This window comes from Mycobacterium sp. TH-M82 (genome assembly GCF_057473605.1).
On the sequence record NZ_JBYCKY010000533.1, the window covers coordinates 1 to 1,128 of the forward strand.

The following is a 1,128-nucleotide window of genomic DNA, read 5'->3' on the forward strand; positions in this document are numbered from 1 at the left end:
GCGCCGCTCAACGCCTACACCCGGCTGGTCCTGGTGGGCACCCTGCCCCCGCAGATGCGTGCGGTGTGCCAGTTGGACTGGAACGACAAGAAGGAGAAGCGCTTTCAGCGGTTCGCCGCCACCATGCGGGCGCTGAACCCGCTCGTCAACCGCCTGCCCCTGTCGTTGGTCTACCTGCCCTGGGCGGCCAGGGCGTGGCGCCGCACGGGGGTCGACCCGCGCGGCCTGCACAACGGGGCCTGAGCAGTTGAACGGCGCGTAACCAGAATCGAAACTCTCTGTGCCGTAAGCCAATCGGCAGCCGAAGCCGTTTGCCGCGCGGGTCCTGTGACAGGATCAGTGGCATGGCCGACATCGACTTCTCGCTGCTGGACGTCCCCAGGTCGGCACCGATCGACGATCCCGAGGCCTACCTGCGCGCCGCGATCGCCTGGCACTTCGGTCGCGACACCGGTTCGGCGTTCTGGTTGCGCACGGCCGAGACGCTGGACTTCGACCCGCTGAGCGACGTCGCGACCTTCGCCGACCTGCGGCGGTTTCCCAACCTGGTCAACGAACTGCGCGCCGTGCCGGTCGAGGATCTGGTCCCCCGCGGTTACGGATCCCCGGCGCCGCTGCCCCGGATCTTCGAGTCCGGTGGCACCACCGGCGCCCCGAAACGCACCGCGCAACTGCCGGATTGGTGTGCCCAGGTCGTCGAATGGCAGACCGAGGACTTCGCGACGGGCGGCTTCCTGCTCGGGCGCGGCTTCCTGTGCCTGATGCCCAGCGGACCGCACGGGGTGGGCTACTTCTCGCGCCTGGTCTCCGAGCGGCTGGGGTCGGTGTTCCACTCGGTCGACATCGACCCGCGCTGGGTCAAGAAGCTCAGCGCCCGCAACGCCGCCGCCGAGGTGGCGGCCTACGTCGAGCACGTCATCGACCAGGCCGTCTTCGTCCTGCAGACGCAGGACGTCGCCAACCTGCACGCCACGCCCCCGCTGGTGCAGGCGATGGCCCGCGACGACCGCGTGGTGGACCTGGTGAACGAAAAGATCCGCTACCTGTTGCTCAGCGGCGCGCACGTCGACGCCGACACCCTGGACCTGCTGCGCGACATCTTCCCGGCCACGACCATCACGATGGCCT

Annotated in this window: 2 protein-coding genes; both read left to right on the top strand. The window is 69.1% G+C overall.

The window, feature by feature from the left end:
* Positions 1–243: oxygenase MpaB family protein (locus AC2VON_RS16255; protein WP_486953875.1), on the top strand; the 243-nt coding region annotated here is incomplete at its 5' end.
* Between the two features lie 101 nt (positions 244–344).
* The coding region (locus tag AC2VON_RS16260) for a phenazine antibiotic biosynthesis protein (RefSeq protein WP_486953876.1) at positions 345–1,128 on the top strand (784 nt) is incomplete at its 3' end.